Source organism: Streptomyces sp. NBC_00306 (assembly GCF_036169555.1).
GTDB classification, from domain to species: domain Bacteria; phylum Actinomycetota; class Actinomycetes; order Streptomycetales; family Streptomycetaceae; genus Streptomyces; species Streptomyces achmelvichensis.
The window spans coordinates 1,725,627-1,751,903 of sequence record NZ_CP108032.1 but is presented as its reverse complement, the minus strand read 5'-3'; the positions used below and the strand labels follow the sequence as shown (position 1 = coordinate 1,751,903).

Sequence of the window (26,277 nt, the reverse complement as noted above, 5' to 3'; positions counted from 1 at the left end):
GAGGTGCGGTGTCAGGGGCGGTGGCGCAGCCGTTCACTCGTCGCCCTCCAACTGGCCCTCGAGCTCCAGGTACGTCGCGCGCAGCCGCTCCAGCGTCTCCGCGTCCGGCTCCGCCCACAGCCCGCGCTCGGCCGCCTCCAGCAGCCGCTCCGAGATCCCGCGCAGCGCCCAGGGGTTGGACTTCTGCATGAACTCGCGGTTCTCCGGGTCGAAGACGTACTCCGCCGACAACTTCTCGTACATCCAGTCGTCGACGACCCCGGCCGTGGCGTCGTACCCGAACAGGTAGTCCACCGTCGCGGCCATCTCGAAGGCGCCCTTGTAGCCATGGCGCCGCATCGCCGCCATCCAGCGCGGGTTGACCACCCGCGCCCGGAACACGCGGTGCGTCTCCTCGCCCAGCGTCCGGGTCTTCACCTGGTCCGGGGTGGCCGAGTCGCCGACGTACGCCTCGGGCGAGGTGCCCGTCAGATGGCGCACCATCGCCACCATGCCGCCGTGGTACTGGAAGTAGTCGTCCGCGTCGACGAGGTCGTGCTCGCGGGTGTCGACGTTCTTCGCGGCGACCGCGATCCGGCGGAACGCGGTCTCCATGTCACCGCGCGCCGCACGGCCGTCGAGCTCGCGCCCGTAGGCGTAGCCGCCCCACACCGCGTACACCTCGGCCAGGTCGGCGTCGCTGCGCCAATTGCGCGCGTCGATCAACGGCAGCAGACCCGCGCCGTACGCGCCCGGCTTCGAGCCGAAGATACGGGCGGTCGCGCGCCGCCGGTCGCCGTGCGCGGCCGTGTCCTCGTCGGCGTGCGCCCGTACGAAGTTGGCCTCGGCCGGCTCGTCGAGCTCGGCCACCGTCCGCACCGCGTCGTCGATGAGCCCCACCACGTGCGGGAACGCGTCCCGGAAGAACCCGGAGATGCGCACGGTCACATCGATGCGCGGCCGGCCCAGCTCTTCGAGCGGCACGACGTCGAAGCCGGTCACCCGGCGGGAGGCGTCGTCCCACACCGGACGGCAGCCCAGCAGCGCGAGGATCTCGGCGATGTCGTCGCCCTGGGTGCGCATCGCGGACGTGCCCCAGACCGTCAGGCCGACGGACCGCGGGTAGTCGCCGGTGTCCGCCAGATAGCGGGCCACCAGCGAGTCGGCGAGCGACTGGCCGACCTCCCAGGACAGCCGCGAGGGGATGGCCTTGGGGTCGACCGAGTAGAAGTTCCGTCCCGTCGGCAGCACATTGACCAGGCCGCGCGTCGGGGAGCCGGACGGGCCCGCCGGGACATAGCCGCCGTTCAGCGCCCGCAGGATGTTGCCGATCTCGTCCGTCGTCCGGGCGAGCCGCGGCACGACCTCCGTACAGGCGAACCCCAGTACGGCCACTGCCTCGGGCAGTTCGGTGCCCAGCACCTCGCGCACCAGCCCGGCGGCGTCCGCGATCTCCCAGCCGCGCGCCTCCATGCCCTCCGCGAGCCGCCGGCACAGCTGCTCCAGCAGGTCGATCGCGTCCGCGCCCGTCCTGGCCGGTCCCTCGACCAGCTCGGTGAGCTCGACGGGCACCTTCACGGGCGCGCCGGGCTCGCCCAGCAGTTCCTTCTCCACCAGCCCGAAGTGGTCGGCGATGGCGGCCCGCAGCCCCGGCAGGGCGTTGGCGTTGCCGCCCCACACCTGGGAGGCGCGCAGCACGGCCAGGACGAGGTTGACCCGCGCCTCCGCCTCGGGGCCGCCGCCCAGGATGTGCAGGCCGTCGCGGATCTGGACGTCCTTGATCTCGCACAGATAGCCGTCGATGTGCATGACGAACGAGTCGAAGTCGTCGTCGCCGGGCTGCTCGTCGACATGCAGGTCGTGGTGCAGCTCGGCGGCCTTCACCAGCGTCCAGATCTGCGCCCGTACCGCCGGGGCCTTCGTCGGGTCGAGATCGCTGACGAGCGCGTACTCGTCGAGCAGCTGCTCCAGTTTGGCCAGGTCGCCGTAGGTGTCGGCGCGCGCCATCGGCGGCACCAGATGGTCCACGACGGTCGCGTGACCGCGGCGCTTGGCCTGGGTGCCCTCGCCGGGGTCGTTGACGATGAAGGGGTAGACGAGCGGCAGTTCACCGAGCACCGCGTCGGGGCCGCAGCCCGCGGAGAGCCCCAGCCCCTTGCCCGGCAGCCATTCCATGGTGCCGTGCTTGCCCATGTGCACGACCGCGTCGGCGCTGAACGACTCCTCCAGCCACCGGTAGGCCGCCATGTAGTGGTGCGAGGGCGGCATGTCCGGGTCGTGGTAGATCGCGATCGGGTTCTCGCCGAAGCCGCGCGGCGGCTGGATCATCACGACGACGTTCCCGAACTGCAGGGAGGCCAGCACGATCTCGTCGCCGTCCACGTAGAGCGAGCCCGGCGGCTCGCCCCAGTGCTCCAGCATGCTCTCGCGCAGCGAGGGCTCCAGCTTGTCGAACCAGCTGCGGTAGTCCGCGAGCGGCACCCGCGCCGGGGCGGCGGCCAGCTGCTCCTCGGTCAGCCACTCCACGTCGTGGCCACCGGCGTTGATGAGCCGGTGGATCAGCTCGTCGCCGTCGTCGGGGTGGCCGTCGACCCGGTAGCCCGCGTCCCGCAGGGCGTCGAGGACCCGCACCGCGGACGCCGGGGTGTCGAGACCGACGGCGTTGCCGACCCGGGAGTGCTTCGTCGGATAGGCGGTGAAGACGACCGCGAGCTTCTTCTCGGCGTTCGGCTTGTGCTTCAACCGCGCGTGGAGCACGGCGATTCCGGCGACCCGTGCGGCCCGCTCGGGGTCGGCGACGTACACCGGTACGTCGTCGGGCCCCTGCTCCTTGAAGGAGAACGGCACGGTGATGAGCCGGCCGTCGAACTCGGGGATCGCCACCTGCATCGCGGCGTCCATCGGGGACAGGGCCGCGTCCGACTCCTCCCAGGCGGCGCGGGACGAGGTCAGGCACAGTCCCTGGAGCACGGGAACGTCGAGGTCGGCGAGCGCCCCGATGTCCCAGGCCTCGTCGTCCCCGCCCGCACTGGCGTCGCTGGCGCGCGTGCCGCCGGCCGCGAGCACGGTCGCGACCAGGGCGTCCGCGCGGCCGAGCAGTTCGTACAGCTCCGGGTCCGCTCCCCGCAGTGAACCGCAGTACACGGGCAGCGCGTTGGCGCCGCGTGCCTCGATCCGGTCGCAGAGCGTGTCGACGAATCCGGTGTTCCCGGACAGTTCGTGGGCGCGGTAGAAGAGCACGCCGACCGTCGGCCTGCCCTCGACGAGAGCGCGGTCGCCGTGCAGACCCCACTCGGGCATCTTCCGCGGCTCGGCACTGTGCCTGCCCGATGTGTCCGTGGCGCGGCCCTGACCGGCCGGCAGCACGTCCTCCGTCAGGAAACGGGCCAGCTGGACGAGGTTCGCGGGACCGCCCTCGACGAGATACCGCAGAGCCTCCGCGACCGTCCCCGCGTGCACGGTCGACTCGGCCATCAACTCCGCGTCGGGCACGCTCTCGCCGCCCAGCAGCACGGTCGGCAGGCCGGACGCCTTGAGCGCCGCGAGCCCGTCCTCCCAGGCACGCCGGCCGCCCAGCAGCCGTACGACGACGACGGAGACGCCCTCCAGCAGGGCGGGCAGCTCCTCGGCCACGTCGATACGGGTCGGGTTCCCGATCCGGTACGGCGCGCCGGAGGCCCGGGCCGCCAGCAGGTCCGTGTCGGCGGTGGACAGCAACAGCACGGTGGTCTCGGTGCTCATGGCGCTCCAGGTGCGATGAAGGGAAGTCCTGCCGGTGCGCCCGACTCGATGAGGTGGAGCAGCGCACCCGTGTCCGTGTGTTCCTCGATCAGATCGCCGAGGCGGTCGAGCTGTTCCTCGCGCAGCGCGGCGAAGCAGGTGTCGGGTGCGGGGACGAAGCGGCGCCCCGCCTCCCGGGCCACTTCGCGCAGGAAGGCACGGCGGAAGCCGTCGCTCTCCAGCGAGCCGTGCCAGTGGGTGCCCCGGACCGCGCCGACGCGGCAGCCGTCCAGGAAGGCGTCGCCGCCGAGGACGTCGGCGACGCCGTGGTGGATCTCGTAGCCCTCGACCGGCTCGCCCAGTGCCTCGCCGACGGGGCGGGCGAGGGTCTTCTCGGCCGCGAACCGCACCCGGACGGGCAGCAGTCCGAGCCCGTCGACGGCTCCGGCACGCGACTCGACCTCGTCGTCGATGTGCTCGGCGAGCATCTGGAAGCCGCCGCAGATGCCCAGCACCGGCCGGCCCTCGGAGGCCCGCCGTACGAGGGCGTCCGCGAGCCCCCGTTGTCTGAGCCAGTCCAGCGCCCTGACCGTGCCCCGGGTGCCCGGCACGATCACCAGGTCGGCGTCGACGAGTTCCTCCGCGCGGTCCACGAACCGCACGACGACGCCCGGTTCGGCCGCCAGCGCGTCGACGTCGGTGAAGTTGGACATCAGCGGCACGGCGCAGACCGCGACCCGCAGCACGTCCTCGCCGACGGGCGGGGCGAGCACCGACTCCCGCACCGTGCCGCGCATCGAAACCCGCAGCCCGTCCTCCTCGTCGATGCCGAGCCCGTGCGCGTAGGGCAGAACGCCGTACGTCCGCCGTCCGGTGAGGCCGTGCAGCATGTCGAGACCGGGCTCCAGCAGGGACACGTCCCCGCGGAACTTGTTGACCAGATAGCCCGCGATCAGCTCCTGGTCGGCCGCGCTCAGCAGCGCCGTCGTACCGAAGAAGGAGGCGAACACCCCGCCGCGGTCGATGTCCCCGACCACCAGCACCGGAAGCCGTGCGGCCCGCGCGATGCCCATGTTCACGATGTCCGTACGCCGCAGATTGATCTCGGCCGGACTGCCCGCCCCCTCGCAGATCACGGCTTCATACGTGCCCCGCAGCTCCTCCAGGCACTCCACGACGGTGCCGAGGAGGGCCTCCTGCCGGCCGCCGTGGTAGCCGCGGGCACTGAGCTCCCCGACCGGCTTGCCCATCAGCACGACCTGGCTGGAGCGGTCGCTGCCCGGCTTGAGCAGGACCGGGTTCATCAGGGCGCTCGGCTCCACCCGCGCGGCCTGCGCCTGCATGGCCTGCGCGCGGCCGATCTCGGCGCCCTCACGGGTCACGAACGAGTTGAGGGACATGTTCTGCCCCTTGAAGGGGGCGACCTTCACGCCCTGTCGTGCGAGCCACCGGCAGATCCCGGCCGTGACGACGCTCTTGCCCGCGTCGGACGTGGTGCCCGCGACCAGCAGCCCGCCGCCCTTGCGCCCGCTCATCCCCGCCTCCTTCGTGCGCGCCGGGCGCGCAGTGCGTGACCCGTGACGCGGCCCGCGGCGCAGACCGCCAGCGTCAGAAAGCCGACGCGGCGGGAGAGCCGCACGGCGCGTTCGATGTCGCCGAACTCCACGGCACGCCCTTCGGCGTTGAGGACCGGCCGGTGCTCGACCCGCCCGCCGTACGAGAGCGTTCCGCCGAGCCGGACACCGAGCGCCCCCGCGAACGAGGCCTCCACGGGCCCGGCGTTGGGACTGGGGTGCCGGCCCGCGTCGGCGCGCCAGGCGCGGACGGCCCCCCGGCCGTCCGCGCCCGCGAGCGCCGCGAGTCCGGCCGTAAGCCGGGCCCCGGGCCAGCCGGCCACATCGTCCAGCCGTGCCGAGGCCCAGCCGAACTTCCGGTACCGGGGCGAGAGATGCCCGACCATCGCGTCCAGGGTGTTGACCGCCCGGAAGCCCACCAGACCGGGCACGCCCGCCACGGCACCCCACACCAGGGCGCCGACCACGGCGTCGGAGGTGTTCTCGGCGACGGACTCGACGACGGCCCGCGCGATCTGCTGCTCGTCCAGGCTCTGCGGATCGCGGCCGCACAGATGCGGCAGCCGCTCCCGGGCGAGCTCCGCATCACCGGCCGCGAGCGCCCCGCCGATGGCCCGGGCCTCGCGCCCCAGCGATGTGCCCCCGACGACCGACCAGGTGGCGGCCGCGGTCAGGGCGACGGACGCGGCGGAACTGCCCCGCGCGCCGCGCGCGACGAGGGCCGCGGCGGCGGCCGCACCCCCGGCGCACAGCAGGGAGTGCAGCGCACCCCAGCCGCGGTGGTCACGCCACAACACACGCTCGACGGCCTCCGCGGCCCGCCCGAACGCGGCGACCGGATGTCCCCGGCGGGGATCACCGAGAAGCAGGTCGCAGGTCAGGCCGGCGATGGAGCCGTACACGAACACTCGGTCGGCACGCATGGGTTCAGGCCGGGATCTCGCCTCGGTGCAACCGTGAACTCAGGGCCGTACTCACAGCAGGAACGGAACCGCAGCCGGGCATGGCGATATGTCCTCACTCAGGGTGTCCGCGCCCTGGTTCGACGTGAACGGCGGTGAGAGTTCCTGGCTTCCGGGGACTGCTCCCCGGTGACAGTGGCGGGACCGCGCCGGATTTGCACCGGCTTCCTCTGCTGCCGCCGTAGATGGCCCCGGCAGTCCACCATGCCGCCCGAACGGCGTCAACTTGCCTTTGACCTGCGACGGGACAGTGTGCTGAGCCCCACACCCGAAAGCCGGGCCGGTCACCCCAAAGGGTGCCCGGCCCGGCTCTCGATGCGCGTGTTGACGCTGTGGCGTCAGCTGACGATGAGGTAGATCCCGTACGTCACCGCTGCCGCGCAGAGCGCGAAGCACACATAGGCGCCGGTGCGTGCCAGGACCGCCGAGCCTCCCTGCGCGGACGCCGATTCCTGCTTGCTCAGTCCCACCACGCCCAGGGTGAACAGACCCACCAGGGCCACGGTGGCGACGAGGCTCACGCCGAAGACGGAGCCGAGAGCTGCCCAGTCGATGCTCATGCTGTTTCTGTCCTTACACCGCGGCCGTGCGGGCCGGCTCGGATTCGGGGGCCGGAGCCGGGATGGTCGTCTGGATGTCCTGGGCCGGGGCCGGGGTGCCGGCCGGCGGCGGGGTGACGGCCGCGATGGCGGCGGTCACGACACCCGCGGGCTCGCCGTCCACGCTCGTGTCGTTGACGTTGGTGTGGTCGACCACCTGACGGCGGGAGACCAGCCAGATCGCGGCGCAGGAGCCGATCAGGAAGACCACGACGGCTGCCACGCCCCAGTCGCCCTGACGTGTGACGAGCTCCGAGCCCGCCGCCACCAGTGCGGCCGCCGGCAGGGTCAGACCCCAGGCGACGAACATCCGGGTGGCGGTGGACCAGCGGACCACGCCGCCCTTGCGGCCGAGGCCCGCGCCCATCACCGCGCCGGAGCAGGAGTGCGTGGTCGACAGCGAGAAGCCGAGGTTGGAGGAGGCGAGGATGACGCTGGCCGCGCTGGTCTGGGCGGCGAAGCCCTGCTGCGGCTGGAGGTCGGTGAGGCCCTTGCCCATGGTGCGGATGATGCGCCAGCCGCCCAGGTAGGTGCCGAGCGCGATCGCGATACCGGCGGAGAGGATGACCCACATCGGGGGGTTGGACCCGGGGGAGAGGACGCCACCGGCGACCAGGGCCAGCGTGATGATGCCCATCGTCTTCTGGGCGTCGTTGGTGCCGTGGGCCAGCGAGACGAGGCCCGCCGAGGCGATCTGACCGGCGCGGTAGCCCTTGGCGGTGGTCTTCTCGTCGGTGTTCCGGTTGATCCTGTAGGTCAGCCGGGAGGCGAGGTAGGCGGCGATGCCCGCGACCAGGGGCGCCGCGATCGCGGGGATCAGCACCTTGGTGACGACGGTGCCGCCGTTGACGCCGCTGACGCCGACCGAGGCGATCGTGGCGCCGACCAGTCCGCCCATCAGGGCGTGCGAGGAACTGGAGGGCAGGCCGATCAGCCAGGTGAGCAGATTCCAGAGGATGGCGCCGACGAGCGCCGCGAAGATGACTTCTGGGGTGATGCCTGACTCGGTGACGATGCCGCTGGAGATCGTCTTGGCGACCTCCACGGACAGGAACGCGCCGACGAGGTTGAGCACGGCGGACATGGCCACCGCGGTCTTGGGCTTCAGGGCTCCGGTCGAGATGGTCGTCGCCATCGCATTGGCGGTGTCGTGGAAACCGTTCGTGAAATCGAACACGAGAGCCGTCACGATCACGATCGCGAGCAGCAGCGTGATGTGTTCCATTTACCCAGGCAATCTATGGACGTCAGTGGCCAGTGGAACCTAGGAAACCTGAGTGAACGGAAGATGAACTGGGACGGGCTTTGTGGTGTCTCCAAGTGAGGGTCTGTGACTCCGCTTTCGGTCGGTGCCGCAAACAGGCCTCTCCGCGGCTCCGATCTTCGATTCCGTGATCTGCGTCACGCCCGGCCTCTCTGCCCCCGCGGCGGCCTGGCAGGATCGCCGCATGACCGATGCGGAGCGGCAGGAGACCATCGACCGGGCATGGCGCGACCTCGTGGCCACGGCCCGCAGGACGGCGGCGGAAGGCCTGGTCGTCGGCACATCGGGCAATGTCTCGGTACGGGCCGGCGACCTCGTCCTGGTCACCCCGAGCGGAGTGCCCTACGACCGGCTCACCCCCGAGGACACCGTCGCCGTCGACCTCGACGGCCACCAGGTGCTCGGCGACCTCAAGCCCACCAGCGAGCTGCCGCTGCATCTGGAGGTCTACCGAGGCACCCCGGCGAGGGCCGTGGTGCACACCCACGCCGTGCACGCCACGGCCGTCTCCACCCTCGTCCCCACGCTGCCGCCGATCCACTACATGACGGCGGCGCTGGGCGGACCCGTACGCGTCGCCCCCTACGCCCTCTACGGCTCGGACGAGCTGGCCGCGGCCATGCGGGCGGCCCTGGAGGACCGCACGGCCTGCCTGCTCCAGAACCACGGCACCGTCGCCTACGGCGACACCCTCGACCAGGCGTACGACCGCACCGCCCAGCTGGAGTGGATGTGCCGGCTCTGGCTGACCGCGTCCTCGGTGCCCGGCCGCACTCCCACCCTGCTCTCCGGCGCCCAGCTGGCCGAGGTCGGGGAGAAACTCCGGGGCTACGGCCAGGGCCGCTGACACCGGTGGCGTCCGTCCACTGGCAGGGCGGCCCGCCGGTACCGACACTGGAGCAGTGCGCCCGGCTACAGCGACGGCAGCGGCCGTCACCACTCTGATAGGTGCCGGCGCGGCCGCGTTCGCGGCCGGCCGCTACGCCAGCGACGCCGCGCTCAAGGCGCCGCCCGGCCGCCCGCTGCCCGGAGAGCCGAAGCTCACCGTGCACGCCGTGGCCGCCGGCCGGGTCACGCTCACGCGCAGCCTGGCCTCGCGGCGCCCCGGCAGATACGGGCTCGTCGGCCCCGGCATCCACGCCATCGTCGGCCCGGTGCTGGACGACGTGCCGCATGCGGCCGACACGCTCGTGCGCCGTCTGGAGCGCGTCGTCCTCGGCACCCTCGGTCCGGGCACCCGGGTCCGGATGACGCCGCAGCTGTACCACGGCAGTCCGCGGGAGGCGCTCGACATCGACTGCTCCGAGGTCAGCATCCCCGGCGAACTCGGCCCGCTGCCCGCCTGGTTCGTGCCGGGCATCCGCGGCACCTGGGTGATCGCCGTGCACGGTCTCGGCACCACCCGCGAACACCCCCTGAATCTGCTGCCGTTCCTCCGGAGCCAGCGCTGCCCGGTGCTCGGGCTCGGCTACCGCGGTGACCCCGACGCGCCCAGGTCCCCCGACGGCCTCAACCACCTCGGCGACTCGGAATGGCGCGACCTCGACGCCGCCATCCGCTTCGCCGTACGCCACGGCGCCGAACAGATCGTCGTCCACGGCTGGTCCACCGGTGCCTCCATGGCCCTGTACGCAGCCGCCAACTCCGGTCTGCGCGACCGGATCAGCGGCCTCGTCCTCGACTCCCCGGTCCTCGACTGGGAAGCCACCCTGCGCGGTCTGGCCTCCGCCCGCCGCACCCCCGCCGTCCTGCTGCCCCTGGCCGTCCGGGCCGCGCAGGGCAGGACGGGCCTGTACGGCGACCGGCTGCGGGACGTCGCCGACCCCGGCGCCCTGACGGCGCCCACCCTGATCTTCCACGGCCCCGACGACACGCTCGCGCCCTGGCAGCGCTCCCGCGACCTCGCGGCCGCCCGCCCCGATCTGGTCAGCCTCCAGACGGTCCGCGAGGCCCCTCACGCGGCCATGTGGAACGCCGGCCCGGCCCACTACGAAGAGGCGCTGCGCCGCTTCCTCACCCCCCTTCTGTAGGCGGCCCACCAGGTTCCGTTTGGGCTTTCGGGCATACAGCGGGAACACTGCTCCCTGTGACGTCCCGAAAGCCTGATGAGCAATTGGCGCGCAACTCCAGACTCCGTCTTGTCCGCCCGCGGTCACTGGCCGCCGCACGACGGGCCGTGACGACCCGGCGCACCCGGCCGGCGCCGAGGCCCCCCGAGGGCACACCCCCGCCCGCGGAGCTCGCCCGTCAGGCGCGGGCGGTCCTCGCGGACGCCGTCCGCATCGCCCGCTGGGCGGCCGTCGAAAGGGACCCCAGCACCGCTCCGCTCGCCGACCGGGCGCAGGAACGGGCCGCCGCCGCACTGGAGTTGACCCCGCTCCAGGTCCGCACCGGCTGGGACCGGGCCCGTCTCGCCGGTCTGGTCGAACTGCACGGCGACACCGCACGCCCCGGCTGGCGTCTGCGCGCCTGGGACCGCGACGACATGGCCGTACTGCGCGGCTGGGTCGCCCTCTTCGACGCCTGGTCGCTGATCCACCCGGCCCCCGCCGACGTCGCCCCCACCGCGGTGGCCGAGGTCGTCGAGGCCGTGCCCCAACTGCTCTCGCTCCTCCAGCTCTCCGCCGGCCCGGTCCTGGTGCCCGCGCTGCTCGACCTGCTGGAGCAGCGCGTCGCCGAACTGCGCGAGGAGCGCTGCGAGGTGCCGTACGGCCTCCAGGAGCAGCCCGTCCCCGCCGCCTCGGACGCCCCGCTGCCTCCGCTGCTCGACTGGGCCCTGGAGGGTCTGTCCGCCGTCGGCGCCCTGACGCTCGACGCGGGCAGCTCCGCGACGCTCACCCCGCTCGGCAACTGGGCGGTGTGGGTCAAGCTCGAACAGATCTGTGTCGCCGCCCAGAGCCCCGCCGGCAACATCGAGCAGTCGGCCGAGGACATGCTCCGCGGCTGCGCCCGCCTCACCCCGGGACCGGCCCGCGCCGAGTACCGCGCCTGGCTGGCCGCCCGTACGGTCTCCAGCGCCGTCGCCGAACTGCTCGGCGTCGCCCGCGGCGAGGACGCCCTGCTGCGCGGACTCGCCTTCGAGGCGCTGCGCGTCGTCGGCGCCCCCGCCGAGGGCGAGGTCCGTGCCGCCGCGCACGAGCCCTCCCTGCGCCCCTACGCGCTGCTGTGGCTCGCGGAGTACGACGGGGCCGACCCCGAGGACGCCGCCGAGGTCCTCACCCGGGAGGAAGCCACCTGGCTCTGGGTGGACACCGCGGCGGCCGTCGCCGACCACGGTGAGCCCCAACTCCTGCTGCGCCACCTCGACTCGGCGGTCCAGGGCACCGTCCCTGCGCTCCTGGACGAGGTCCGGGCCGGCGGCCACCCCCGCACGGTCCAGGTCCTGGTCGCACTCGCGGCCGCGCATCCGGACCCGGCACTCGCCAAGGCCGTGCGCAGGGCCGCGTTCCAGGTGCACACCGGCGGCGCCTGAGGGCTGTCCCGTCATCCCCGGAGGGGCCGGGACCCGGCCCCTCCGGTTACGCCGTCCCCGGTGCGTACGTGCCGAAGCTCCACACATTGCCCTCGATGTCGCGCGCCATGTAGTCCCGCGCCCCGTAGTCCTGATCGGTCGGCGGCATCACCACGTCCACCCCGTGCTCCACGGCCTTGCCGTGGTGCGCGTCGACATCGTCGACATGGACGAAGACACCCGCGGGCCCGGCGTCCGTCATCAGCTTGGCGAACTCGCCGCCGGTGCCCTTGCTGCCCAGCATCACCATGCCGTTGCCGTACATCAGCTCGGCATGGACCACCCGGCCGTCCTCGTCCTCGTACACCGCGTGCTCGGTGAAGCCGAAGGCCTCGGTGAGCTGCTTGATCGCGGCCTTGGCGTCCGCATAGACCAGGGTCGGACTGATGCTCGGTGACTGTGCCATTCCGATCACTCCTTCATGCTCGACGGTGGGGATGTGATCTGGGTCTCAGTCTGGCACCGGCCACCGACAACGCCCGGAGCCCCGCCAGGGCCGTCAGGCGAAGGTGTTGCAGCGCGCCATGTCACCGGTGCGGTAGCCCGTGTAGAACCACTGCTGGCGCTGCGCCGCCGAGCCGTGCGTCCAGGACTCGGGGGTGACGCGGCCATGGAACCTCTCCTGGATCCGGTCGTCGCCGACCGCGGCCGCCGCGTCCAGGCCGTCCCTGATGTCGGCGTCCGTCAGCGTCGTCAGCAGCGGCCTGCCGGTCCGCTCGTCGGGAGTGGTCGTGGCGTGGTGCGCCCAGACGCCCGCGTAGCAGTCGGCCTGGAGCTCCACCCGCACCGCGTTGCTGTTCGCGCCCTGCCGGCCGTCCTGGGCGCGCTGGAGGGTGCCCATCAGGTTCTGCACATGGTGGCCGTACTCATGGGCGACCACATAGGCCTGGGCGAACGGTCCGCCGGTCGACCCGAACTTCGTCCGCAGATCGTCGAAGAAGCCGAGATCCAGATAGACCTGCCGGTCGGCGGGGCAGTAGAAGGGCCCCACCGCCGCGGTCGCGGCCCCGCAGGCGGTGCCCACCTGCCCGGTGAACATCACGGTGCGGGCGTCGCTGTAGCGCCCCTGCCGTCGCGGGAACTCCGCACGCCAGTAGTCCTGCACGCTGTTGACCACAGCGACGATCCGGCAGTCCTCGCGGGTGTTGGCGTCCGACCCCCGCCGGCACGCCTGATCGACCTCGGCCTGGGTGGAGGCCGTCGGGGCCGGGGCGGTGTCGCCCGAGGAGAGGCCGAGCTGTTCGGGTCCGACGCCGAAGAACAGTCCGAGGATCAGCGCGATGAGTCCCGCGATGCCGCCGCCGATGGTCGCCCTGCCGCCGGGGACACGGCTGCCCCGCACGTCCCGGACCTCGGACGTGTCCAGATCGGCGTCGTCGTCGAACTGCATGAGCCACCACCCTCGGCTGCGCGGGCGTGGCGCCGGCCCGCCGCCGGCGCCACCTGGCGCCGAGTATTGATCATTCCGTGGCGACTCGCCCCTTTTGCCGCGATCGCGTCCGCGTGGGCCCGGCCGGGCCTCCCCGGGGGCCGTCGCCCCGCCCCAGCAGCGGCAAAACCACTTGCACCGCCCGGTTAGACTGGCCTCCATGGCCATTCTCCTTGCGCATTAGACGGCGTCGAAGCTTCCGCGACCGTCCCTTCCGCCGTCCACCCGCCCTGGAGTCTGTCCGTGATCACCGCTTCCGGCATCGAGTTGCGCGCCGGCGCGCGCGTACTCATCGAGTCCGCTTCCTTCCGTATCGCCAAGGGCGACCGCATCGGCCTGGTCGGCCGCAACGGCGCCGGCAAGACCACGCTCACCAAGTGCCTCGCGGGTGAGGGCATCCCCGCGGCCGGCACCATCACCCGCTCCGGCGAGGTCGGATACCTCCCGCAGGACCCGCGCACCGGCGACCTCGACACTCTCGCCCGCGACCGGATCCTCTCCGCCCGCGACCTCGACTCCGTGCTGAAGAAGATGCGCGAGAACGAGGACCGGATGGCGAACGGCCAGGGAGCCACCCGCGAGAAGGCGATGAAGAAGTACGAGCGCCTGGAGACGGAGTTCCTCACCAAGGGCGGATACGCCGCCGAGGCCGAGGCCGCCACCATCGCCGCCGCGCTCGGGCTCCCCGACCGGGTGCTCGGCCAGCCGCTGCATACGCTCTCCGGTGGTCAGCGCCGCCGGGTCGAGCTCGCCCGCATCCTGTTCTCGGACGCGGACACCCTGCTCCTGGACGAGCCGACGAACCACCTCGACGCCGACTCCATCGTCTGGCTGCGCGACTACCTGAAGACCTACCGCGGCGGCTTCATCGTCATCTCCCACGACGTCGACCTGGTCGAGACGGTCGTGAACAAGGTCTTCTACCTGGACGCCAACCGCTCGAACATCGACGTCTACAACATGGGCTGGAAGCTGTACCAGCAGCAGCGCGAGGCGGACGAGAAGCGCCGCAAGCGCGAACGCCAGAACGCCGAGAAGAAGGCCGCCGCGCTCAACTCCCAGGCCGACAAGATGCGCGCCAAGGCCACCAAGACCGTCGCCGCGCAGAACATGGCCCGGCGCGCCGAGCGCCTGCTCTCGGGTCTGGAAGACGTCCGCATGGCCGACAAGGTCGCCAAGCTGCGCTTCCCCGACCCCGCCCCCTGCGGCAGGACCCCGCTCACCGCCGAGGGTCTGTCGAAGTCGTACGGATCGCTGGAGATCTTCACCGATGTCGACCTGGCGATCGACAAGGGCTCCCGGGTCGTCATCCTCGGTCTGAACGGTGCGGGCAAGACCACGCTGCTGCGGCTGCTGGCCGGGGTGGAGAAGCCCGACACCGGCGAGGTCACCCCGGGCCACGGCCTCAAGCTCGGCTACTACGCCCAGGAGCATGAGACCCTCGACCCCGACCGCACGGTCCTGGAGAACATGCGCTCCTCCGCGCCCGACCTCGATCTGGTCCAGGTGCGCAAGACGCTCGGTTCCTTCCTGTTCTCCGGGGACGACGTGGACAAGCCAGCCGGGGTCCTCTCCGGCGGCGAGAAGACCCGTCTCGCGCTGGCCACCCTCGTCGTCTCGTCGGCCAACGTCCTGCTCCTCGACGAGCCCACCAACAACCTCGACCCGGCCAGCCGCGAGGAGATCCTCGGCGCGCTGCGCACCTACAAGGGCGCGGTCATCCTCGTCACGCACGACGAGGGAGCGGTCGAGGCGCTGGAACCGGAGCGGATCATCCTGCTGCCGGACGGCGTCGAGGACCTGTGGGGCAAGGACTACGCGGACCTGGTCGCCCTCGCCTGACCGCCGCCGGGGGCCCGCGGCCCCCGGTCCGGGGGTCTGCGGCGCACTGATCCACTCCGTATGGATCATTCGGCCGACACGTGATCCATCATCTGAGTGAGTGCGTCTCGTACTGCGGCGTGGCGCCGAGCGGATTGCCGCCGTCCGTGTCCCTGCCGGCGCCGGCGCCTGCCCACCCGTTCTGACCTGGCCGTTCTTCGGAAAGATCGGCCTGACGTGCGACTACGGACACTCGGAATCATGGGCTCCGGTCATGGCGACGGCCCCGCGCACCGCAAAGCTCGTCGTACGGACCTTGCCGAATGGGTGGCCAGGAAGCCCTCAAGGGGTGATCATGAGAAGTCCAGAGCGCACTTCCCATGAGGAGGCACGGGTGGCCGAGACTCTGAAGAAGGGCAGCCGGGTTACCGGCGCCGCGCGCGACAAGCTCGCGGCAGACCTGAAGAAGAAGTACGACTCCGGTGCGAGCATCCGGGCGCTGGCCGAAGAGACCGGCCGTTCCTATGGATTCGTCCACCGGATGCTCAGCGAGTCCGGAGTCACGCTGCGGGGACGCGGCGGAGCAACACGAGGCAAGAAGGCTTCGGCCTGACGACCTGGCTCCTTCGGTCCACCGGTTCCAGGCGGTGGCCACCCGGTCGGTCGGTTGTCCGACCGGGTGGTTACTGTGCAGTCGCTTAGCTAATCTGCACCTGACTGCACCTGAACCGGAGGCGCCCCCATGACTTCGCTCGACTCTGTGCTCGACAAGGACGGCGTACGGCTCACCGTCGAGGACGCTGTTGCCACGGTGACCCTGACCAACCCGGACAAGCGCAACGCCCAATCTCCCGCTCTGTGGCGGGCGTTGGCGCAGGCGGGTCGGTCACTGCCGGGCACTGCACGGATCGTGGTGCTGCGCGGTGAGGGCAAGTCCTTCTCCGCCGGTCTCGACCGGCAGGCGTTCACGCCCGAGGGTTTCGAGGGTGAGCCGTCCTTCCTCGATCTGGCACGGGGCTCCGACGCGGAGCTCGACGCTGTCATCGCCGAGTACCAGGAGGCATTCACCTGGTGGCGTCGTAGTGATGTCATCACGATCGCGGCCGTTCAGGGCCATGCGATCGGAGCGGGCTTCCAGCTCGCCCTTGCCTGCGATCTGCGGGTCGTGGCGCAGGACGTGCAGTTCGCCATGCGCGAGACCAGCCTCGGACTCGTCCCCGACCTCACCGGCACGCACCCCCTGGTGTCGCTCGTCGGCTATGCCCGCGCGCTCGAAATCTGCGCGACGGGCCGCTTCGTGCACGCCGAGGAGGCCGAGCGCACCGGGCTGGCCAACCTTGTCGTCCCCGGCGACGAACTCGACGGCGCCGTGCGCGACCTGGCCTCCGCACTGCTCGCCGCCCCGCGCGACGCCGTGATCGAGACGAAGGCGCTGCTCCAGGGCGTCCACGGCCGTTCCTACGAGGAGCAGCGCACCGCCGAGCGCGCGGCGCAGGCGCGCCGGCTGCGGGATCTCGCGGGTATCGGGGACTGATACCGGCCGGCCGGCCGTCCCCCGGGTGGGCGAGTCGGCCGCCGTGTGATTCCCGTACGACGCCGGCCTCGCCCTCTCCCCGGCCCGCCCGGCAATCCTGGCCTGTGCGGCCCCACCTCGACCGTGACGCGTCGGCGCTGGTTGCTGTCGTGACCTGGCGCATCTCCGGAGCGAAAGCGGGCATCCCGTCCTAATGTGGACACGAAGCCCGTAATCGCCCGGAAAGGACACACGGCGATGACTGAAACCGCGCCGAGGAACCGGCCCGACCCTCCCGGCAGAGATCTGTCCGGCTCGGGCGAAGAGCCGAGGAAGCCGTCGACGACCAAGCGTGGTTCCGGGGACCCCGCGTCCCGTGGACGCACCACCATTGCCGACGGTGTCGTCGAGAAGATCGCCGGACTCGCGGCCCGCGATGTCATCGGCGTGCACGCGATGGGCAGCGGGGCGTCCCGTACCTTCGGCGCCGTCCGCGACCGCGTACCGGGCAGCGGCCGCTCCAGCGCCAGCCGCGGCGTCAAGGCCGAGGTCGGCGAGGTGCAGACCGCGCTCGACCTGGACATCGTCGTGGACTACGGCGTCTCCATCGCCGACGTGGCCCGCGCGGTCCGCGAGAACGTGATCTCCGCCGTCGAGCGGATGACAGGTCTTGAGGTCGTCGAGGTCAACATCGCGGTCGGCGACGTCAAGCTGCCCGATGAAGAGGACGACGAGCCCGAGCCACGTATCCAGTAGAGGAGCCCACGATGAGCATGGCTGTGGTCGGCCTGATCGCCGGCATGGCGCTCGCCTTCGCCGGATACTTCGGCGGTTTCGGCGCGTTCCTGCTGGTCGCTGCCTTGGGGGCGGTCGGCTTTGTGGTGGGCCGGTTCCTCGAGGGTGACCTCGAACCCGGAGAGTTCTTCCGCAGTCGCGAGCGCGGCGACCGGCCCCGGTGACCGCCGTGGCCGCCGGTCCCGCCCCCGAAGGCGGGGGAAGCGTCGCAGCCGGCGAGCGCGGGGCGACCGTCATCGCCGACCGGGTCGTGGCGAAGATCGCCGCGCGCGCGGCACGCGAGGCGCTCCACGCCGTCCCGGAAGGCGGCAGTCCGCCGCATGCCTCGGTCATGGTGCACCGTGACATCGCGCGCGTGCGGGTGACCCTGGAGCTCGACTACCCCTCCGACATCGGAGCGCAGTGCGGAGCCGTGCGTCGCCGGGTCGCGGAGCGGGTAAAGGCGTTGGCGGGGATGGACGTGCCCGAGGTCGCCGTGCTCGTCGAACGGCTGCACTCGGTGCACTCACGCTCGGCCGGGCAGGGGAGGATCAGATGAGTGAGCCGGTACCGCCCGGGGCACCCGTGCTCGACCTCGACCAGTCCTCCTCGGCGGCGGCCTACGACCGCGCCGGTGCACCGGCGGAGGGCGACGGCGGCAGGGCAGGGCGCTTCTGGTCGGTGCGCAGGGTGCCGGCCGCACTGCTGGCGCTCGTCGTGCTCGGCGGGGCGGGCGTCCTGCTGTACGACGTCGCCGCCGTCCGTGCGGGCCGGCCGGGCATGCAGTGGCGCCGCGTCACGGCGGAGCGCCTCGCCACCTGGCAGGCCGACAACACCTGGGTGATGGTGGCCGCGTCCGTCGCGGTGCTCCTCGGCCTCGTGCTCCTGGTCCTCGCCCTGAGCCCGGGACTGCGGTGGCTGCTGCCGATGCGGCGCGAGGCCCCCTCCGTCCGTGCGGGCCTCGACCGGGAGGCGGCGGCCCTGGTGCTGCGCGACCGGGCGATGGAGGTGTCCGGGGTGCAGTCCGTACGGGTGCGGATGCGGCGCGGCAAGGTGTCCGTGCGAGCCCGCTCCCACTTCCGCGAACTCGACGACGTACGCCGGGACCTGGATGCCGCGGTGGGCTTCGGCATCACCGAACTCGGGCTCGCCAAGCCGCCGTCCCTGGCCGTGCACGTCGGCCGGCCGCCCGCGAAGAAGGGGTGAGGCACCGTGCTCCGGATCGTCAACCGGGTCCTGATCGGCCTCGCCGGCCTGGTGCTCGTGTGCCTGGGCGGAGGCGTGCTCGCGGCCGCGGCGGGCCTCGCGGTGCCGTCCTGGTGGCCCTGGGACGGACCGCACGACGTACTGCTCAGCGACGCCGACCGGGAGCGGTGGCGCGACGAGGGCTGGTGGTGGCCGGTGGTCATCGCCGTTCTCGCGCTGCTGGTGCTCCTGGCGCTGTGGCACTTCATCGCCCAACTGCGCCGCAAGCGCCTGGCGGAGGTCCTGGTCGAGAGCGGCGACGGCGAGGGCGCGCTGCTGCGGGGCCGGGCGCTGGAGGGCGTCCTGGAGCGCGAGGCGGAGTCCCTGGACGGGGTGGCCCGCGCCCACATCATGCTCAGGGGCAGCCGTACGGCCCCGGCGACGCGGGTGGGCCTCCTGCTGGAGCCCCATGCGTCCCCCCGTGAGACGCTGGCGCGCCTCACGGACGAGGCGGTCACCCACGCGCGCGAGTCGGCGGGACTGGAGTCGCTGCCGACGGAGGCCCACCTGCGCGCGGCGAAGCACACCCCGCGCAGGGTGTCCTGACGGCGGATCGGTCGGCCCGGGCGGTCAGAAGCCGTGGCGTGCGCCGCCGTCCACCGGGAGCATGATGCCGGTGAGATACGAGGCGGCGGGGGAGAGCAGGAACGCCGCCGTGCGGCCGAACTCCTCCGGGGTGCCGTAGCGCCGCAGCGGAATACGGGACTCGTTCGACGCGCGGGCCGCGTCCGCGTCCCCCGAGAGCGCGTCCAGCTCCCGCACCCGGTCCGTGTCGATCCGCGCGGGGAGCAGGCCCACCACACGGATGCCCTGCGGACCGAGCTCGTCGGCGAGGGACTTCGCGAAGCCCGCGAGCCCCGGGCGCAGCCCGTTCGAGATGGTCAGGCCGGGGATCGGCTCGTGGACCGAGCCCGACAGCACGAAGCCGATGACGCCGCCCTCGCCGAGCGCCGCCGCGGCGGTGCGCGCCATCCGCACCGCTCCGAGGAACACCGACTCGAACGCCGACTGCCACTGCTCGTCGGAATTGTCCGCGGCGAACCCGGGCGGCGGCCCGCCCACGCTGATCAGCACCCCGTCGAAGCGCCCGAAGTGCGCCCGCGCGGCGGCGATCAGGCGCTCCGCGCCCGACGGCTCGGCGTTGTCCACCGAGACCCCGACGGCGTTCGCGCCGAGCTCGGCCGCGGCGTCCGCGACCGTCTTCTCGTCGCGCCCGGTGATGACGACCTTCGCCCCGTCGGCGACCAGCGCACGCGCGGACGCGTTCCCCAGCCCTCGCGAGGCACCCGTGACGATGTAGACGCGGTCCTTCAGTCCAAGATCCATGGGCCTATCCTGCATCCTCGTCCGCGCTCAGCGCGAGAGCCGTGTGCACCAGAGCGATATGGCTGAACGCCTGCGGGAAGTTCCCCAGCTGCCGTTCCGAGACCGGGTCGTACTCCTCGGCCAGCAGCCCCACGTCGTTGCGCAGCGAGAGGAGCCGCTCGAACAGCTCCCGCGCCTCCTTCTCCCGCCCCGTCATCCGCAGCGCGTTCGCCAGCCAGAACGAGCACGCCAGGAACGCCCCCTCGTCGCCCGGCAGCCCGTCGACGGTGCGGCCCTCCGTGCTGTAGCGCCGGACCAGGCCGCCCTGCGTGCCGAGTTCGGCGCGGACCGCGTCCACCGTCCCGATCACCCGCGGGTCCTCGGGCGGCAGGAATCCCACCTGGGGGATGAGCAGCGTCGCGGCGTCGAGCTCCTTGGACCCGTAGTACTGCGTGAACGTGTTCCGCTTCGGGTCGTACCCCTTCTCGCACACCTCCCGGTGCACCTCGTCCCGCATGGCCCGCCAGCGCGACACGTCACCGCGCAGCGCCGGGTCCTGCTCCAGGGTCCGCACCGCGCGGTCCGCCGCCACCCACGCCATCACCTTGGAGTGCACGAAGTGACGGCGCGGACCCCGTACTTCCCACAGGCCCTCGTCCGGCTCACGCCACTTCGACTCCAGGAAGCCGAGCAGGCTCAGCTGGAGGTACCACGCGTGCTTCTCCGGCGCGAGGCCCGCCTCCCGCGCCAGGTACAGGGAGTCGATGACCTCGCCGTAGACATCGAGCTGGAGCTGGTCCACGGCGGCGTTGCCGATGCGCACCGGACGGGAGCCCGCGTACCCGGCCAGCCACGGCAGCTCCGTCTCGGGCAGCCGCCGCTCCCCGGACAGTCCGTACATGATCTGCAGGTCGGCCGGGTCACCCGCGACCGCCCGCAGCAGCCAGTCCCGCCAGGCCTCGGCCTCGTCCTGGTAGCCGGCCGCGATCATCGCGCCCAGGGTCAGGGTCGAGTCACGCAGCCAGCAGAAGCGGTAGTCCCAGTTGCGTACGCCGCCCAGCTCCTCCGGCAGCGAGGTGGTCGGGGCGGCGGCGATCCCCCCGGTCGGTGCGTACGTCAGCCCCTTCAGGGTGATGATGGAGCGGATGACGGCCTCGCGGTAGGGCCCCTTCATGTCGCACCGGTGGGCCCACTCCTCCCAGTCCGACACGCAGGACTCCAGTGCCTCGTAGGGGTCGACGAGGTCGGGCCGCGGCTCGTGCGAGGGATGCCAGGTGAGCACGAAGGCCACCTTCTCGCCCTCGCGGACCGTGAAGGAGGAGACCGTGCTGTACTGCTGGCCCCACGTCTTGACCTCGGGTTCGCTCCGCAGCCACACCGAGTCCGGCCCCGCGACCGCGACCCGGTGGCCGTCCTCCCGGCGCATCCACGGCACGATCGAGCCGTAGTCGAAGCGCAGCCGCAGCGTCGAGGTCACCTCGACCCGGCCGCTGACACACTCCACGATGCGCATCACATCGGGGGTGGCGTCCCGCTGGGGCATGAAATCGATGACCTTGACCGTGCCGGTGCGCGTCTCCCACAGCGTCTCCAGGACGAGCGAGTCCCCGACGTAGCCGCGCCGGGTACAGGTGCCCGCGCCCTCGGGAGCGATCCGCCAGTGGCCGTTGTCCTTGTCACCGAGGATGGCGGCGAAGCATGCCGCCGAGTCGAAGCGGGGCAGACAGAGCCAGTCGATGGATCCGTCCGTGCCGACCAGGGCCGCGGTCTGCAGATCGCCGATGAGCGCGTAGTCCTCGATGCGTAGGGTCACGCAGTGGCGTGTTCCCTCAGCGCGCGGCCGTTAAGCAGGCGGTATGCCCTTCCCCGAGGGGCCGTCAGACGTTCGCGGGCGCCGGCTCCGGCGTGCTCCGTGCCGCCGCGGTCCGCCGGTCCCGCATTTCCCTGCGGACGAGAATCACCCAGCCGACGGGTACCCCGGCGGTGAACAGCCACCACTGGACGGCGTACGCCATGTGCGCGCCGATCGACTGGTGGTCGGGTTCGGCGATCAATTCGGGGCTGCTCCCGGCCGGCTCGGGCGCCGACTGCTCCAGATAGCCGCCGAGCACCGGCCTGCCCAGCGCCTTCGCCTGCTGCGCGCTGTTGATCAGCATGATCTGGCGCGGCGGCAGACCGGCGAGGTCCTTGATGCCGCTGTCCTTCGTCGTCTCGTCCGCCTTGAGCCGGCCGGTGATCGTCACCGTGCCCCTGGCGGCCGGCGGGACGGTCGGGAAGGCCTGCTGGTCGGCCGCGGTGGGGATCCAGCCGCGGTTGACGAGGACGGCCCGGCCGTCGGCGAGCACCAGAGGGGTCAGGACGTGGAAGCCGACCCGCTCATCCGCATTGGTGCGGCGGCGGACGACGACCTCGTGCGCGGTGTCGTACGTGCCGGTGGCGGTGACGCGGCGCCAGTAGTCCGCGCGGGGAACGGTGTGCCCGGGGGAGGTGAGCTCGGTCACCGGGACCGGCTTCGCCTCCAGGTTCCGGGCGATCAGCGCGTTCTGCTCGACCCGCCGTTCATGGCGGTGCAACTGCCAGAAACCCAGCTCGACCATCGTGGGGATGAGAACGAGACCGATGAGGGTGAGGATCACCCACTGCCGGGACAACAGGAAGCGGTACACGGCTTCGACCGTACCCGCTGCGGCGCGGCGCCCGGACGGTGGGTCCCCGTCCGGGCCGGCTCCGCCGGACCTCACACCTTGTCGACGATGCCCACCTGTCCCTCCGCCCGGGCGCAGTGCCCGCCGCAGTACCAGTGGCCCCCGACCTCGACGCCCTGGCCGATGATCTGGACCCGGCAGTGCTCACAGATGGGCGCCATGCGGTGAATGGCGCAGGAGAAGCAGTCGAAGACGTGCACCGCGCCCTGCGCGTGCACCTCGAAGGACATGCCGTAGTCGTTTCCGCAAACCTCGCAACGTGCCATGCGCCACAGGGTGCGGGGCCCGGTCGCCGAAGCGTGGGCGGCACGCCCGGTCATCACCCGTCTGCCGGGTCCACATCCCGCAGCAACTGGGTGAACGCCGCCTCGTCGATCACCGGGGTGCCGTACGACTTCGCCTTGACGGTCTTGGAGGTGGCCGAGTCCGGGTCGTTGCTCACCAGCAGACTGGTGAGCCGGGAGACGCTGGTGGCGATGTGGAGTCCCGCCTCGATCGCCCGGTCCTCCAGCAGTTCGCGCTCCACCGAGGTGTCGCCCGAGAACGCCACCCGCATGCCCTGCTTGAGGGGCTTGTCCGCTTCGTACCGTCCGGGGTTGGGGTAGGGGCAGGCCGGGCGGCGGCGCGCGGGACGCCAGGTGCCCCGCCCGTAGGGCGACTGTCCGTACGACGGCTGATGGCCGATGCGCGGGGTGACGGGGGAGTCCGACCACTCGGTCAGCGGACGGCATTCGAGCAGCGGCAGCCGCACCCCGTCCCGGGCCGCGGTGTGCAGGCTCGGCCGGAAGGCCTCGGCCAGCACCCGCGCGTCGTCGAGCGCGTGGTGCGCCCGCTGCTGCACGACCCCGAAGTGCGCGGCGAGCGACGCCAGTTTGTGGTTGGGCAGCGGCAGCCGGAGCTCCTTGGCCAGGGCGATGGTGCACAGCCGCTGACGGGTGGGCGCCGTCTCCCGCGCGCGGGCGTACTCCCGCGCGATCATCGACCAGTCGAAGATGGCGTTGTGCGCGACGAGCACCCGGCCGTCGAGGCGTTCGGAGAAGTCGGCGGCGATGTCCCCGAACAGCGGGGCGCCTTCGAGTACATCGCTCGTCAGCCCGTGGATCCACACCGGTCCCGGGTCACGCTCGGGGTTGACCAGGGTGTACCAGTGGTCCTCGACTTCACCCCGGGCATCGAGGCGGTACACGGCAGCGGAGATTATCCGGTCGTCGCGGGCGAGTCCGGTGGTCTCCACGTCGACGACCGCGTATCCCCGGGGATACGCGGCCGGCCACGGTGCCGCTGTCGAGATGTCGTCGAGCATGGTCACAGAGAATACGGGCCGGGACTGACAACACCTGCCCGGGCGTCACCTGACCGTGTACCAGAACGCATGGCACCGGCCGGTGCGGGCCGCCCGGACGAGAGGCCCTAGGCCGGGTCCGCCTCGCGGAGCGGCGCCGGTGGCGCCGGCGGCTCGAGGAGTGCGCTCACCAACGCCCGTACCGATGTCTCGAACAGCTTCTCCGGGTCCGCCGGCCGCGAGAGCGCCCTCGCCAGCGCCGGGTCGTGCTCCGCGGTCCGGGTGTCCCACAGCTCCCCCCGGGCGGGGGACTGGACGGGCGCGCGGTCGCGGTTGCGTTCGACGAGGACGAAGCCGACGACCTGGTACTGCACGGAGCGCACCACCTCCGCGGCGCGGGCGCCGCGCAGCCCGGCCGCGTGCACCTCGTGGACGAGGGCCTGCTGCGCGGGGAGGAACATCCGGTCCGTGAGGCCGCGTTCGTGCACCATCGCGATCAGATGGGGCCGCTCGCGCAGCTCGCGGTGGAGGCGGCGGGCGACCGAGACGATGCGCTGCGCGGGGGTGCGGCCGGCGGGCCGGATCGCTCCCATCTCGTGGACCGTGCGCTCCACCAGCGCGTCCAGAAGGGACTCGCGGTTGCCCACGTGCCAGTAGATCGAGGTGACGGCCGTGCCGAGTTCGGCGGCGAGCTTGCGCATGGTGAGGGCCTGCGGGCCGAGCTGCCGGACGAGGGCGGCCGCCGCGTCGAGAACATCGTCACGGGTCAGCGCGGTACGGGTCATGGTGCCCTCAATTCTCGTGCCTGCACGGCTCTTTACCCTTCATCGGCTCCGGTGTAACTGTGTTACAGCCCGCTGTGCGGCGGACCCCCGGAAAGGCACTCCCAGGAAGGGCGGTACGACATGACACGCGTACGGTACGGCGCGCGCTCGGCGGCGGAGATCTCCGCCGCCCGCGCGGCAGGAACGAAGCTCCCCGACATCTGGTCGACGGGCGTCGTCGCGGTGTGGGAGAGCGATCCGGACGCGGTGGCCGCCGTACTGCCGCCACCGCTGGTGCCGGCCGAACGGCCGCTCGTACGGGCCGCCGTCAGCCGGGTGCAACTGCCCGGCTATCCGCTCGGCGCCGGTTCGGTCGCGGTATCGGCCCGGCACGACGGGCGCGAGGGCTGGTACCCGCTGGTCATGCCGATGACCCATGAACGCGCGCTGATCGGCGGCCGCGAGGTGTTCGGGGAGCCGAAGAAGCTGGGCGACGTCACCCTGGAACGGGACGGACTCGTCGTCCGTGCCGCGCTCGCCCGGCACGGCATCGCCTTCGTGGAGGTGCGCGGCGCCGTCGCCGGACCGCTCCCGTTGCCGGAGCCGGCCGAGAAGCTCGACTTCTACTTCAAGTTCCTGCCCGCCGTGGACGGTTCGGGGTTCGACGCCGACCCCGTCCTCGTGCACTGCGTCCGCCACGAGAAGGTCCGCAGACTGGAACGCCTCACCGGCGACGTGGTGCTCCGCGAGTCCATGTACGACCCCGTCGCCGACCTCCCCGTACACCGCGTCGTCGAGCTGACCATCGGCGAGAAGACCAGCGACCAGAAGGGCATGGTCGCCGGGCGGGTGAGCGCGCGGGAGTTCCTGCCCTACCTCCACCAGCGCTACGACGACCCGCAGCAGATCCTGGACGGCCCTCCCGCCGGGAGCGTCCGATGAGACTGACCGAAGGACAGGTCGCCGTGGTCACCGGCGCCGCCAGTGGCATCGGACGCGCGATGGCACGGCGGTTCGCCGCCGAGGGTCTCGCGGTGGTCCTCGCCGACGTCGAGGAGAGCGCCCTGCGCGAGGCCGCCGGTGAACTCGCCGGCGACGGCGCGAAGGTGCTCGCCCGGGTGGTCGACGTCTCCGACCGCGAGGCGGTGTTCGCGCTGGCCGACGCCGCCTACGAAGCCTTCGGCGCCGTCCATGTGCTCTGCAACAACGCGGGCGTCGGATCGGGCGCCGAGGGACGGATGTGGGAGCACGAGCCCAACGACTGGAAGTGGGCCTTCGCCGTCAACGTCTGGGGTGTCTTCCACGGCATCCAGGCCTTCGTGCCGCGGATGATCGCGAGCGGCGAGCCCGGCCACGTCGTCAACACCTCCTCCGGCGACGGGGGCATCGCCCCGCTGCCGACCGCTTCCGTCTACGCCGTCACCAAGGCGGCCGTCGTCACCATGACCGAGTCGCTGTACGCCCATCTGAAGGCGGAGAACGCCCGCGTCGGCGCCTCCGTCCTCTTCCCCGGCCCCCACATGCTCCGTACCGGACTGTGGGAGTCGCACCGCAACAGGCCCGCGCGCTATGCGAAGGAGCGGCCCCGCAGGACCCCGTACCGCACCCTCGGCCAGTGGGAAGCGGCGATGAAGGAGGCCGGGCAGGACGTGGCCTTCACCCCGGTCGAGGACGTCGCCGCTTTCGTCGTCGAGGGCATCCGCGCCGGCCGTTTCTGGATGCTGCCGCCGGGCGAGCACAGCGACCGGCAGATCCGCGCCCGGTCGGCGTCGATGCTCGACCGGACCGACCCCTCCTACCTCGAGCGCTTCATCCTGGATTGAGGACGTG

At 72.1% G+C, this 26,277-nt stretch carries 26 protein-coding genes and 1 riboswitch; of the genes, 13 read left to right on the top strand and 13 right to left on the bottom strand.

Features of this window, described 5'->3' with window-relative positions; all coding sequences use genetic code 11:
- Window positions 1-33: 33 nt before the first annotated feature.
- The 5 genes from cobN to OHA05_RS07855 all read right to left on the bottom strand — a co-directional run bounded on the left by cobN (window position 34) and on the right by OHA05_RS07855 (window position 8,059).
- Window positions 34-3,720 (bottom strand): cobaltochelatase subunit CobN, encoded by a 3,687-nt coding sequence (cobN, locus tag OHA05_RS07875; RefSeq protein ID WP_328860144.1) that lies wholly within the window; start codon window positions 3,718-3,720, stop codon window positions 34-36.
- Window positions 3,717-5,234, bottom strand: a complete 1,518-nt coding sequence (locus OHA05_RS07870; RefSeq protein ID WP_328860143.1) for a cobyric acid synthase — start codon at window positions 5,232-5,234, stop codon at window positions 3,717-3,719. The genes cobN and OHA05_RS07870 overlap by 4 nt, the downstream gene beginning before the upstream one ends.
- The gene (locus tag OHA05_RS07865) at window positions 5,231-6,196 is read right to left on the bottom strand and encodes a cobalamin biosynthesis protein (protein ID WP_328860142.1); all 966 of its coding nucleotides are present in this window, start codon (window positions 6,194-6,196) and stop codon (window positions 5,231-5,233) included. The genes OHA05_RS07870 and OHA05_RS07865 overlap by 4 nt, the downstream gene beginning before the upstream one ends.
- A gap of 117 nt (window positions 6,197-6,313) precedes the next feature.
- A riboswitch (cobalamin riboswitch) is annotated at window positions 6,314-6,446 on the bottom strand.
- 127 nt (window positions 6,447-6,573) lie between these two features.
- Window positions 6,574-6,795 (bottom strand): hypothetical protein, encoded by a 222-nt coding sequence (locus tag OHA05_RS07860; protein WP_313947101.1) that lies wholly within the window; start codon window positions 6,793-6,795, stop codon window positions 6,574-6,576.
- 13 nt (window positions 6,796-6,808) lie between these two features.
- Window positions 6,809-8,059 carry an inorganic phosphate transporter gene (locus OHA05_RS07855; RefSeq protein WP_313947102.1) on the bottom strand — a complete coding sequence of 417 codons (1,251 nt, stop codon included), beginning with the start codon at window positions 8,057-8,059 and terminating at the stop codon, window positions 6,809-6,811.
- A 223-nt stretch (window positions 8,060-8,282) separates the two neighbouring features.
- Here OHA05_RS07855 and OHA05_RS07850 point away from each other — a divergent pair, with 223 nt between their 5' ends.
- The 3 genes from OHA05_RS07850 to OHA05_RS07840 all read left to right on the top strand — a co-directional run bounded on the left by OHA05_RS07850 (window position 8,283) and on the right by OHA05_RS07840 (window position 11,570).
- The gene (locus OHA05_RS07850; RefSeq protein WP_313947103.1) at window positions 8,283-8,945 is read left to right on the top strand and encodes a class II aldolase/adducin family protein; all 663 of its coding nucleotides are present in this window, start codon (window positions 8,283-8,285) and stop codon (window positions 8,943-8,945) included.
- A 55-nt stretch (window positions 8,946-9,000) separates the two neighbouring features.
- Complete coding sequence (locus tag OHA05_RS07845; protein WP_328860141.1) at window positions 9,001-10,128, top strand: alpha/beta hydrolase family protein; 1,128 nt, start codon at window positions 9,001-9,003, stop codon at window positions 10,126-10,128.
- Window positions 10,129-10,274: 146 nt separating this feature from the next.
- Window positions 10,275-11,570, top strand: a complete 1,296-nt coding sequence (locus OHA05_RS07840) for a hypothetical protein (RefSeq protein WP_313947105.1) — start codon at window positions 10,275-10,277, stop codon at window positions 11,568-11,570.
- Between the two features lie 46 nt (window positions 11,571-11,616).
- On the opposite strand, the gene OHA05_RS07835 is transcribed toward OHA05_RS07840, so the two are convergent.
- Together OHA05_RS07835 and ypfJ are read right to left on the bottom strand one after the other, a co-directional pair.
- Complete coding sequence (locus tag OHA05_RS07835; RefSeq protein WP_313947106.1) at window positions 11,617-12,015, bottom strand: VOC family protein; 399 nt, start codon at window positions 12,013-12,015, stop codon at window positions 11,617-11,619.
- 93 nt (window positions 12,016-12,108) lie between these two features.
- Complete coding sequence (gene ypfJ, locus OHA05_RS07830; protein ID WP_328860140.1) at window positions 12,109-12,999, bottom strand: KPN_02809 family neutral zinc metallopeptidase; 891 nt, start codon at window positions 12,997-12,999, stop codon at window positions 12,109-12,111.
- Between the two features lie 282 nt (window positions 13,000-13,281).
- Here ypfJ and OHA05_RS07825 point away from each other — a divergent pair, with 282 nt between their 5' ends.
- From OHA05_RS07825 to amaP, 8 genes are all read left to right on the top strand, one after another.
- Window positions 13,282-14,880: an ABC-F family ATP-binding cassette domain-containing protein gene (locus OHA05_RS07825; protein ID WP_327684928.1), complete on the top strand. Its 1,599-nt coding sequence runs from the start codon at window positions 13,282-13,284 to the stop codon at window positions 14,878-14,880.
- 373 nt (window positions 14,881-15,253) lie between these two features.
- On the top strand, window positions 15,254-15,472 hold the full coding sequence (locus OHA05_RS07820) for a helix-turn-helix domain-containing protein (RefSeq protein ID WP_019060653.1): 219 nt from the start codon (window positions 15,254-15,256) through the stop codon (window positions 15,470-15,472).
- A 129-nt stretch (window positions 15,473-15,601) separates the two neighbouring features.
- Window positions 15,602-16,393, top strand: coding sequence for an enoyl-CoA hydratase/isomerase family protein (locus OHA05_RS07815; protein ID WP_313947109.1), 792 nt, complete (start codon window positions 15,602-15,604; stop codon window positions 16,391-16,393).
- 237 nt (window positions 16,394-16,630) lie between these two features.
- On the top strand, window positions 16,631-17,128 hold the full coding sequence (locus OHA05_RS07810; protein ID WP_313947110.1) for an Asp23/Gls24 family envelope stress response protein: 498 nt from the start codon (window positions 16,631-16,633) through the stop codon (window positions 17,126-17,128).
- Between the two features lie 11 nt (window positions 17,129-17,139).
- A complete protein-coding gene (locus OHA05_RS07805; RefSeq protein ID WP_313947111.1) occupies window positions 17,140-17,331 on the top strand; it encodes a hypothetical protein in 192 nt (63 codons plus the stop codon).
- 5 nt (window positions 17,332-17,336) lie between these two features.
- Window positions 17,337-17,705 carry a hypothetical protein gene (locus OHA05_RS07800; protein ID WP_328860139.1) on the top strand — a complete coding sequence of 123 codons (369 nt, stop codon included), beginning with the start codon at window positions 17,337-17,339 and terminating at the stop codon, window positions 17,703-17,705.
- Window positions 17,702-18,352 carry a DUF6286 domain-containing protein gene (locus OHA05_RS07795; RefSeq protein ID WP_313947113.1) on the top strand — a complete coding sequence of 217 codons (651 nt, stop codon included), beginning with the start codon at window positions 17,702-17,704 and terminating at the stop codon, window positions 18,350-18,352. Before OHA05_RS07800 ends, OHA05_RS07795 begins: the two co-directional genes overlap by 4 nt.
- 6 nt (window positions 18,353-18,358) lie before the next feature.
- Window positions 18,359-18,937 (top strand): alkaline shock response membrane anchor protein AmaP, encoded by a 579-nt coding sequence (gene amaP, locus OHA05_RS07790; RefSeq protein WP_313947114.1) that lies wholly within the window; start codon window positions 18,359-18,361, stop codon window positions 18,935-18,937.
- A 24-nt stretch (window positions 18,938-18,961) separates the two neighbouring features.
- On the opposite strand, the gene OHA05_RS07785 is transcribed toward amaP, so the two are convergent.
- The 6 genes from OHA05_RS07785 to OHA05_RS07760 all read right to left on the bottom strand — a co-directional run bounded on the left by OHA05_RS07785 (window position 18,962) and on the right by OHA05_RS07760 (window position 24,468).
- Window positions 18,962-19,717 carry an SDR family oxidoreductase gene (locus tag OHA05_RS07785; RefSeq protein ID WP_313947115.1) on the bottom strand — a complete coding sequence of 252 codons (756 nt, stop codon included), beginning with the start codon at window positions 19,715-19,717 and terminating at the stop codon, window positions 18,962-18,964.
- Between the two features lie 4 nt (window positions 19,718-19,721).
- Window positions 19,722-21,509 (bottom strand): glycoside hydrolase family 15 protein, encoded by a 1,788-nt coding sequence (locus OHA05_RS07780; protein ID WP_328860138.1) that lies wholly within the window; start codon window positions 21,507-21,509, stop codon window positions 19,722-19,724.
- Window positions 21,510-21,573: 64 nt separating this feature from the next.
- Window positions 21,574-22,362, bottom strand: coding sequence for an SURF1 family cytochrome oxidase biogenesis protein (locus OHA05_RS07775; protein ID WP_328860137.1), 789 nt, complete (start codon window positions 22,360-22,362; stop codon window positions 21,574-21,576).
- 71 nt (window positions 22,363-22,433) lie between these two features.
- Window positions 22,434-22,667: a hypothetical protein gene (locus tag OHA05_RS07770; protein WP_313947118.1), complete on the bottom strand. Its 234-nt coding sequence runs from the start codon at window positions 22,665-22,667 to the stop codon at window positions 22,434-22,436.
- A 53-nt stretch (window positions 22,668-22,720) separates the two neighbouring features.
- Window positions 22,721-23,710, bottom strand: coding sequence for a DEDDh family exonuclease (locus tag OHA05_RS07765; protein ID WP_313947119.1), 990 nt, complete (start codon window positions 23,708-23,710; stop codon window positions 22,721-22,723).
- A gap of 101 nt (window positions 23,711-23,811) precedes the next feature.
- Window positions 23,812-24,468 (bottom strand): TetR/AcrR family transcriptional regulator, encoded by a 657-nt coding sequence (locus OHA05_RS07760; RefSeq protein WP_328860136.1) that lies wholly within the window; start codon window positions 24,466-24,468, stop codon window positions 23,812-23,814.
- A 120-nt stretch (window positions 24,469-24,588) separates the two neighbouring features.
- On the opposite strand from OHA05_RS07760, the gene OHA05_RS07755 reads away from it, so the two are divergent.
- Entirely contained in the window at window positions 24,589-25,389 is an 801-nt protein-coding gene (locus OHA05_RS07755; protein ID WP_313947121.1) for an acetoacetate decarboxylase family protein, read from the top strand.
- On the top strand, window positions 25,386-26,270 hold the full coding sequence (locus OHA05_RS07750; protein ID WP_313947122.1) for an SDR family NAD(P)-dependent oxidoreductase: 885 nt from the start codon (window positions 25,386-25,388) through the stop codon (window positions 26,268-26,270). Before OHA05_RS07755 ends, OHA05_RS07750 begins: the two co-directional genes overlap by 4 nt.
- Window positions 26,271-26,277: the final 7 nt, after the last annotated feature.